The organism is Aliarcobacter sp. (assembly GCF_041672065.1).
GTDB classification, from domain to species: domain Bacteria; phylum Campylobacterota; class Campylobacteria; order Campylobacterales; family Arcobacteraceae; genus Aliarcobacter; species Aliarcobacter skirrowii.
Genome location: NZ_JBAZAH010000060.1, coordinates 1 through 9894, shown reverse-complemented (window position 1 = coordinate 9894; position 9894 = coordinate 1). Strand labels below are relative to the sequence as shown.

General features: G+C 23.9%; 8 protein-coding genes. 1 reads left to right on the top strand and 7 read right to left on the bottom strand.

Translation table 11 applies throughout. From position 1 onward, the window contains the following. Positions 1-198: ATP-binding protein (locus WC168_RS08245; RefSeq protein ID WP_372618624.1), on the top strand; the 198-nt coding region annotated here is incomplete at its 5' end. Between the two features lie 136 nt (positions 199-334). Here the strand turns inward: WC168_RS08245 and WC168_RS08240 are convergent. From WC168_RS08240 to WC168_RS08210, 7 genes are read right to left on the bottom strand one after another with little or no spacing between them, the layout of a single operon-like run. Next, positions 335-1288: an SEL1-like repeat protein gene (locus tag WC168_RS08240; protein WP_066354852.1), complete on the bottom strand. Its 954-nt coding sequence runs from the start codon at positions 1286-1288 to the stop codon at positions 335-337. Between the two features lie 9 nt (positions 1289-1297). After that, positions 1298-2257 (bottom strand): hypothetical protein, encoded by a 960-nt coding sequence (locus WC168_RS08235; protein WP_066354850.1) that lies wholly within the window; start codon positions 2255-2257, stop codon positions 1298-1300. 8 nt (positions 2258-2265) lie between these two features. Continuing rightward, complete coding sequence (locus tag WC168_RS08230; RefSeq protein ID WP_372618621.1) at positions 2266-4446, bottom strand: EAL domain-containing protein; 2181 nt, start codon at positions 4444-4446, stop codon at positions 2266-2268. Next, entirely contained in the window at positions 4443-6851 is a 2409-nt protein-coding gene (locus WC168_RS08225) for a TolC family protein (protein WP_372618619.1), read from the bottom strand. Before WC168_RS08225 ends, WC168_RS08230 begins: the two co-directional genes overlap by 4 nt. 5 nt (positions 6852-6856) lie before the next feature. Beyond that, a complete protein-coding gene (locus WC168_RS08220) occupies positions 6857-7609 on the bottom strand; it encodes a hypothetical protein (RefSeq protein ID WP_372618617.1) in 753 nt (250 codons plus the stop codon). Between the two features lie 5 nt (positions 7610-7614). Next, positions 7615-8742 (bottom strand): hypothetical protein, encoded by a 1128-nt coding sequence (locus tag WC168_RS08215; RefSeq protein WP_066354843.1) that lies wholly within the window; start codon positions 8740-8742, stop codon positions 7615-7617. A 9-nt stretch (positions 8743-8751) separates the two neighbouring features. Continuing rightward, the gene (locus WC168_RS08210) at positions 8752-9702 is read right to left on the bottom strand and encodes a hypothetical protein (protein ID WP_066354834.1); all 951 of its coding nucleotides are present in this window, start codon (positions 9700-9702) and stop codon (positions 8752-8754) included. Positions 9703-9894: the final 192 nt, after the last annotated feature.

Genomic DNA, 9894 nt, shown 5'->3' with positions numbered 1-9894 from the left:
TCACTAGATCAAATAGAGTATCTACCAAAAAGAAATTTAGATAAATCAGTAATTATGTCATTAGCAACTGGAAATTTCATAAAAAACAATCAAAACGTTCTAATTACAGGTCCAAGTGGTGTTGGAAAGAGCTTTACCATGCAATCTGGCATTATTTTTGAAGTTTGTGGTTTTATATCACAAACATTTTTAGTATAAAAAAGTTTCTCTTGTTCATACTCATTTGATGAAATAAACTTATCCTTCTAAACTCTTCACTATATTCTCTTCTTGCCATTTTTAATTCCTTCAATTATTTACAATTTTCTCTAAATTGTTATTATAATTAACTGAATTAATTTTTGTCTATATTTTCGGGGTCATTCAATAATTTCAAGAAACTAGCTGCTCTTTTGTAACCTTTATCACTTGCTTTTTTAATAAATTCAATACCTTTCTTGATATCTTTAGGAACTCCGTAGCCATGATAATAATATAAACCCACGTGAAATATTGCTGCTGTACTATTGAATTCCAAGGCCCTGTTATACCAATAAAAAGATTTTTCATAATCTAAAGATGTTTCTTTCCCTTTACCGTATAAGTCTGCTAATTTAATCATTGCGGATAAGTTATTTTGTTCTGCTGATTTTGTTAATAATAATATTGCTTTATTGATATCTTTTGTAACACCGTCAGCTGTTAGATACATCATTGCCAAATTAGCTTGTGCAATGGGATTAGAAGCTGCCGCTGATTTTTCAAACCAATATAATGCTTTTTGTTTATCCAATTTAGTTCCTCTTCCCGTATAGTACATTTTTGCTAGGTTATTTTGTGCAATAATTACACCTTGTTCAGATGCTTTTTGATACCAAAAAAATGCTTCTTTTACTTTCTCTTCATTTGAACTAGAATCATATAATAAACCTAAATTAAGTTGGGCAAGAGGATAATTAGCTTCAGCAGAAATTTTATACCATTTTTCAGCTAATGCTAAATCTTTTTTTACTTCTTCTCCTAAATAATACATATGAGCTAAATTATTTTGTGCAACAAAGTTTCCATTTAAAGCAGCTTTTTCATACCAAAAAAATGCTAATTTTAAATTTTTATTTACTCCTAAACCTTTATAATTCATCAAAGCAATATTATATTGAGCATTTGCATCATCATCCAATGCTAATTCACTAAATTGGTCATAAGCTTCAACATAATTTTTTGAATTAAAATTTGCTATTGCCTCCTCAAAAGTAATAGCATACAAAGAAGTTATTATAGATAAAAATATAGACAAAACTAATTTCATAAATTTCCTTTAATTTTCATTATTATTCTCTTTTAATTTTAAATCAACTTCACTATTTTCTTTATAATCAGTGTTTTCAAAAAGAGTTTTTATTGAATTAGTATAATTTATTTCAGAGTTTTTATTTATAATATTTTCTAAACCTTCTTTAAATTTAGTAATATCTTTATCATTACTCAATGAATTACTAACTCTATTATTTATATTTTCATCATTAAAATAATCTTGATTTGGTTCTTCTTCAAGTTTTATAGTCTTAACTTTTTTTTGTTCTTTTATTTGTAAAATATCTTCTGCTAAAATTGGAATTTTAAAATTAGTCTCTTCAATATTTTCACTCTGATTAAAAATACCATTATTATACTTTGAACTTAAATCTGTTTTATCAAATATATTAGTTTTTATATTATCAACAGTATTTAACTTTATATTTTCTTTTGAAATAGAAATATTATTTAAAATATAACTATCTTCTGGTTTGGAATTTACAAAATAGTTATTACAAAAACTATTAAAGAAATTAAAACTGAAATAACTACTACAACTTTTCCAATCTTTATTTAATCCCAAAATATAATCAACTCTATCCCAAAAAAGATTATGTACATTATTATTTAGTTCTTTAATATTTTCTCCATTTAGCGCATCTTTTCTTATGAAAGTAAGAATTGCTCTTGTTTCATTTTCAAATTGATTTAATTCCAATATCCATGTATCTAAAATAATATCTGTATTAATTACATTATATTTAAAATTTATCTTAGTTATCTCTAATTTATCAATATAAGAATCTAATATAAAATCTTTATTACCATTATTTTCATTAGAAATATTAAAAAGTGTTTTAGCAGAATCAAATATAGCATTTTTTGATATATTCTTGTATACTCTATTTGTAGTAAAATTTTTCATATCCTCAGAAGCAATTGAAGATATAACTAAAATAATTAAAATAAAAAACTTATTCATATATACCCCTACCTATTAACTGCATATAAATCTAATTTATTTAAATATAAATAATCTCTATCAGATTCAATATTTTCTACCAATACCTTAATATCATTTATTTCAGCAAAAATGATAATATTTTTTATTTTATGCTTTTTAATTACATCATTATGTATATTTTGTGTTAGTTCTTTATCAATTTTTATATAATTTATTCTTATATTAGCTAATTCATCCAAAGAAAGCTCTTTTGTTTTATATCTTTTTATTAAAATTTCAATCCCAATTCTATTTAAATGTGCTACAAAATCTATAAAAATATTTTTATATGCTGAAGCAGAATAAGATGTTATACTAAATACAATATGCTTAATAAAATCTTCATTTTTTGAAACTAAATCTTCTAAAAATATTATAAAATCTGGATTTGAAACTGTTTTAATTGATAAATTAATGGCTATTTTATAATCTATTTTATTGTTTTTTATAAAATCAATTGCTTTTAAAATTACTTCTGTATCAAATTTTCTATTTAAATCTAGTTTTTCACTAACAGCAACAAAAAGTCCAATAGGAAAAATATTATTATCATCATCTTTTAAATTTGGTTTTAACTCTCTCATTAAAAGTTCTCCACCAAAAGAGTAACTATCAAAGACAAATGAAATATCAAAATCATTTTGCTCAATAATTTTTTTAACTTTCATTTCATTTTTTTTAATCTCTTCTTTTCCTCTACTCTCTTCTAAAATATCATAGCCATCTTTACCTTTTGAAAGAGCTTTTGAATATCTTTCATTAACCAGAGTTAAAATAGAGTCTATAGTTCCATACTGATCAACAGGAACGGCACCAATATGAAATATATCAGAAGGTAACTCATATGCTTTAAAAATATTATTTGTTAAGTTAGCAACTATTTTATCAGCAAAATCTAAAGCTTCTAAATATTTGAGCTCTTTTGCTAGAATAATAAATTCTGAACCATTAAATCTATAACAAGAGATAGACTTATCTTTATAAAGTTGAATTACATTATTTACTATATTTACAAAAGATAGAATAAAATCATCTGTTCTAAGTGTACCGTTTAGTTTCTCTATTTGATTTAATTTAGCAATCTTTAACAAAAAGATATATCCTTCAACAGATGAAACAAACATACTTTTCATATCAATATCAAACATTCTTTTATCATATAATCCTGTTAAACTATCTACTAATAGATTTCTTTCTAAGGTATCCTTATTTATATTCAACTCATTAACCAGTGAAGCTATTTTGTTTGATAATTTTGAAATATTAGAGACCAAATTTTTATACTCAACACTATCTTCAAACATTTTATTATCAATATTAGAAAATTTATTTTCAATTAAATCCGATACGACTTTATCTAAATATTTTATTGGTTTTACTATATATTTATTATCTAAGTATCTATTATAATAAAACATAAAAATAACTGCTGGAACAAACAAGACTATAGCTAAAAATAATAGTTTAATAAAATAATCATATACCTCTTTTTTAAGTTTGTAATCATCAAGAGTAAACTCTACTGTTCCATAGATTATATCCTTTAAAACTAAATCTTTTGTTACAATATCATCAATTTTTAGATTATAAAAATGTTCAAATATTCCTAAAAAATCTATCTCTTTTTTTTCTATCTTTTTTTCTTCTAGTAAATTCAAATCTATTTGTGCGATAAAACTCTTAATTTCATTATTCTTAAATAATTGATATTTTAGTATTAATTTTTCATTAAAATTAAATAAATGGGATGGTTTAAATTCAAAAAATTGACTATTCTCTATTTTTTGAATTTCTCCAAATTTTGTATCAATTGTAACATCTGCTAAATTCCAAGAGGTATCGTTAAAAGTTTTTGTTTGAAAAATTAGAGTATCTTTATCAAAAATATACTTATCAAGTTTTATTTTAATATTTTGAATAAAACCTGTGCCTTTTGCATCACTAACAAGCAATTCAATGGATTCTTTATCAAACAAAATGACTTTGTCTTCTAGATTTTTTGTAAATTTATCTATATTTAATTGATAACTGTTTTTTGCATTTATAAATAATTTTTCTTTAAAATCATTGAAAAATAAACCAAAGAATAAAAATAGAATAAAAGAAAATATTAATATTAAAAAAATAATATTTTTTAAAGCTCTATTTATTATATTTTTCTTCATCATCTAGTACCAGTATTAGAATACTCTTCTTGAGATGAGTTATTTAACTCTTTATTATTTGAAGCTGGTACCTCTTTGTATTCTGTTTTAGATGAAACATCAATATATTCAAATTCTACCTCTTTTATATCCTCTTCTTTTGGCTTAGGATATGAATTGTATAACTCTTTTTCTTTTGAAATTTTTTGTACTACAGGGTAATAACTATTTACAACTTCGCCCAAATCTTTTATTGCTTCTTGGGCATCTTCATAAGTTTTATAAATCCCATAATTCCATCTAATTAATATTCTTCCATTGGAATATGTATAAACATAACTATTTGAATATAAATTGATATTATTTGATAATATATTTTCTAAATATTTATTTTCACTAAAAGATGTAATATGAATAGTATATAAATCATCATCAGCATTTAAGAATTTATTCATAATATCTTGATCAAATACAAAAACACTCTCTTTTTTCTGCTTAATCTTCTCAATAGTATTTATTTTTTCTATAATTTTAATTTCTGGTTTTGGTAGATTTATTTTTAATCCAGAAATATATTCACTATAATGTTTTTTTACATCTTTTATTTTCTTTATTATAATTTGTGAATTTTTATATTTTTCAGATAGTTTATCTTTAGAAGCTTTTGCAAGTTCCATATTTGAAAAAATTCCATGAGAAATTTTTGAAGTAACTATTGAATTTTCTATAATATCAAAAGCAAATGAGTTCATATCTAAATTATTATTTTTAATAAAATCTGTAGCTTCTTTATTGTTTTTAAATTTTCCAATTTCAAGTGTAAAAAACTCATCATTTGCCAGCATAAAGTTTTTAATAAAATTATCTATATTAATATCTTTTAGTTTTTGATTGGCTAATAATCTTTTAAACTCTTCATCTTTCCTTTTTTCGTACTCTTTTTCATTTCTCTCCTTTTCATTCAAAAACTTATCATCAATATAAACATTTTGAGAATAATTACTTTTTGAAAAATCGATATATTTTGGGTGTACAGGATCTAAATCAAAAAATGACAACAAATCACCCGTATAGCCTAAAAGTGAAAATAGATCTATTGTATTACTACTTTCATTTTTTATTAATTCTATCTCTGCTGAATTTAATTGTTTATACCCTTGAAGTAAAGATTGCAAATCTTGTTGTCCTAAATTAAACTCTTCCCAGTAAGCATCGACCATTTTTCTAAGAGATACAATCTCAGATATATTACTTTTTAAAGATTCATTTGTAGATTGAATTGATGTAAATAATTTTGCAATATTCCATTTCAATTTTTTCTTCTCTTCATTTAACTCAAAATTTAAAGCTCTAATAGAACTATATGAAGTTAAAATTTTGTTTTGGTCTTTTCCACCATTGTATAGGTTCATAGTAAATTTTAGCTTTACATTTAAATCTTGTTCTCTTCCTTTATAATCTTCTTGATCTAGAATATTATCCAATGAAACTTCAAAATCCAATTTAGGTGAGAAACTAGACTCTTTTGATTTAAGATTAAATTTTTCAGATTCAATTAAATTGTAATAATTTAATATAGTACTATTTCTAGTTAATGCTCTTTCATATAGCAAATCAAAACTAGATATATTTATATTGAAATTTTTCTCATAAGGCAATGTTTGATAATACTTTTCTCCAACAATATATTCATAATACTTCATCGATTCTGTAAGTTTAGATTTTACTTTTGTAAGTTGAGTTTCAGAATTTGAAACATTTGCTTTAATTGCTGTTAAATCACCAATTGTTGCTGCTCCATTATCATATTTTATTGTTATAATTTCTAATATTTTATTTAATTTTATCATATTTCTTTCACTAGCTAAAACTGATTTGTGTGAAAAAACAACATCAAAATATGCTTTTATAGCCTTTGTTATCTGTTCTTGCAATAAAATTTCATATTGGTTTTTTTCTACACTAAGTTTTTTTTCTAAACTTTTAATAGTATTCGTAGTTTCTAAACCAGAATATATATTTTGACTCAGAATAAATTTTAAATTTCTATCATCATAATATTTGTACTTTTCTGATGAACCATAACTTGTTGACTTCGTTCTTCCAGTTTCAGATTCTAAATTTAATGTTGGATAGTATCCAGCTATTGCATCTTTTAGTTTCAATTCACTTTGAATCACTTTTTCTCTTGAAGCTTTTAGAAGATCGCTATTTGATATAGTTTCTAAAACAACATCCATTAGAGATACTTTTTTATATTTACTAATATCTAAAGCCAAATATTCTTTATTTTCAAAGAAATAATTATTTTTCAATATTTCAGGTTCAGCTATATTTAAATTTTCATTATAGTTTTTAATAAATGCATCTTCATTTGCACTTAAAAGAATACCAAAAAAAATAGTTATAAATATCAGTTGTTTATTCATATACTCTACTTTACAATTTTAATTACTATATATCCATTTTTAGGATCTATATCTTCTTTTATCTCTGGTTTTGTTCCTAAATCTATCTTAATGTCTTTTTTTTCATATCCAAATTTTTTGATTAAATTTCTTATACTCATTGTTCTAGCCAATGATATTTGCTTTGAGATTGTTGCGCTTAATACATTTTTTATCTCATATGAATATATTACTATTTCATGCTTTGGGTACTTAACTTTTGCTTTATTTAAAAAATCTCTTAATTTTTTAGAAATTGTATCATCAACAAATAGTTCATCAGCTTTATAGGTAACGATCAAATAATCATCTGCTGTAATCATATTTTGTACTTCTGTTGTATTCTCTTTTTTATCGGCTACATTAACTCCTGAAGAAACTACTTCATCTGAACCTTCTGCTGATTTTACATTTATAGGATCTGAATTTATTTGATTTTCAAGAGCTAAAACCATCTGCTTTTGTTCTTTTATTATTTGAATATTTAAATCTGAATTTGGTGCGGAACTACTACTTGAAGATTGAACTTCAACTCTATTATCAGAAGAACTACTATCTTTTAAAATTAAATCATCAGAAGATATCGAACCAGTATATGATGTTTTATACTTAAATTGTGCATAATAACCAAGATTAGCAAGTACAACCAATAGAAATAGTAATAAAACTAAAATTACAGATGAAAATAAATCCACAAAAGACGGCCATGGATTAAACTCCTCTTCAAATTTTTGAGCCATTTTGATTACTTATTCTCTAAATTATTAATCAGATTAGTTAATAATTTATTATTTTCTTCTTGTAATTCCAAGCTTTTCTTAATAGTTTTATGCTGAGATAATATTACCATTGAAATTTCTTGCAAGGATTCCTCTATTAGTTTTGAACTTGAATATTGATTCAAATTTGATTCTTTCATAACCTCAATTAAATTTTTTAATAAAACTGATTCATTATCAGATTTATTTATATTTTGCTCTAATTTATCAGCAATTTTCATAAATACTTCTTGAGAAATTTGATTAGAATTCTCAATTTTTTCAGTAAATCCACTTATTGTATCAACAAATACATCTATAAATCCGGCAGAAGACATAATATTGCTATCTATATTTTGATTTGTATTTGCTTTTAATAAAGTTTTATACTCTCCTGTATCTTCAATAATATCAATCGCCTGAGAATCAATAATCTTCTCTTTCATCCATTCTTGAACATCTTCTAAAAATGAGTTTTGACTTTTTGTTAAAATATACTGCATAAGATTTAGTATAATAGCAGATGAAACACCAAACAATGAAGATGAAAATCCAATTGCCATTCCACCTAATGGTCCTGAAAATCCTGTCATTATTTCAGCTAAGTCTATATTATCACCACCAAAAGATAAAATAATTCTTCCCATTTCATCAATAGCTATTAATAAACCCGCGAACGTACCCAATAATCCAAGGGTTAAGGATGAACCAACAAAAAAGGCAGTGTAACTTTTTTCTTTAAAAAACTGATTATCTAGCCACTCATTTACATCTTTTGCTTCTTGTTCTGAAAAATATATAACACCTTTTTTTGCTCTTCTATTGAACATATGAGCTATTGTTGCTGGCATAACTTTTGTTATTCCATCCAAATAAAACTCTAATGCTTTACCTTTTTTATAGGCTAAAATTCCAAAAGTACCTGCTAACATTGTTAATCTTATTGCAGATTTATATATAACTAATAGCGCAAGCAAAAATATAGTTAAAATTGGTATATTAAATGTCAATGTTGCAACAAAAAAAGTTTTAATTAATGAAAAATTTGCATATATAATAAACGATATAAATAATATAACAATAAAAAAAATCTTTAAAACTTTAACTCTTCTCATTTAATACCTTTAAAACATAAACAACAGTATAGATATCACCAGCCCTAATGATACCAACGTAACAGATTTTGTCATGTTATCAACTATATTAACAAACCCATTACTACCATGAACTTTCTCAGCCATAATAATATAACCTATAGTTACACCATTAACATCAACTACTTCTTTATATGTTTTAAAGTAAACATCATTTACAAGATAACCATTATTTTTCAACTCTTTTATCTCTTCTTGCCCACCTTCTGCGACATTTGACACTAAAGAGCTATCATATTTTTGTTCTTCAACTCTTAAACCATCAACTATTAATCTATATCTTCGATTTTTTAAATCATCAGATAAATTATTCATCATTTTTTCTTGTAACAAAAATAAAAATATAGTTTGTTTACTTCTTTCAATATCATTTTTAAGAGAAATAATATTCTCCTTAATCTCAACAACTCCAACAACATTACTATCTATTATAATGGGAAAGAGATAAACAATATTTGGCCCATCCGCAAGAACTTCAAATCCGAAAGATGAAGTTTTTCTACTAATTACCGTATTAACAATATTTTTATATTGATTTATTTGGTTAGATATTGAATAAAAAGATAAAGTTATTTGACCAAATCCCATTTCAGATAAATTTTTATTATAATTTTCTAAAATAGAATCAATAATTAATTTATTATTTAAATTATTTTTAAAGGTATCATTTGTTTGTAAACCTAAGATAATTCTTCTATATTCATTCTTTTTATCTTCTATTTTATCTTCCAAATTATTTATATAAGTACTAGACATATTTATATAAACCTCTTTAGCAATGCTTGTTGTCATATTTGAAAGAAGATACATAGAAACTGATATACCAATGATAGACAAAATAGTTAAGGTTGTAAACCATAAACCTTTTTTCTTTTTTAAATTACTAAAAAAGTTTTGTAGAGCTTTAATGAAACTAAACAATTAACCCCTTTATCAAAAGATAAAACAATTTTATCTTTTTTTATCTTATTTTATGATTATATTAATGTGAACCAACCTCTGCCTAAAGACAGAGGCTTCCTAACTAGCAACCTCTAATGAAGTTGAGCGAAAGGCTTTGTGTTTATTTAAGTCCACAAGGCTAGTTCCTAGCCCAAACGACTCTAATCCTCT

Coding starts and splice junctions, on each gene's coding strand:
- WC168_RS08235 (WP_066354850.1), bottom strand. CDS start 2,257: ATGAATAAGTTTTTTATTTTAATTATTTTAGTTATATCTTCAATTGCT.
- WC168_RS08230 (WP_372618621.1), bottom strand. CDS start 4,446: ATGATGAAGAAAAATATAATAAATAGAGCTTTAAAAAATATTATTTTT.
- WC168_RS08240 (WP_066354852.1), bottom strand. CDS start 1,288: ATGAAATTAGTTTTGTCTATATTTTTATCTATAATAACTTCTTTGTAT.
- WC168_RS08220 (WP_372618617.1), bottom strand. CDS start 7,609: ATGGCTCAAAAATTTGAAGAGGAGTTTAATCCATGGCCGTCTTTTGTG.
- WC168_RS08225 (WP_372618619.1), bottom strand. CDS start 6,851: ATGAATAAACAACTGATATTTATAACTATTTTTTTTGGTATTCTTTTA.
- WC168_RS08215 (WP_066354843.1), bottom strand. CDS start 8,742: ATGAGAAGAGTTAAAGTTTTAAAGATTTTTTTTATTGTTATATTATTT.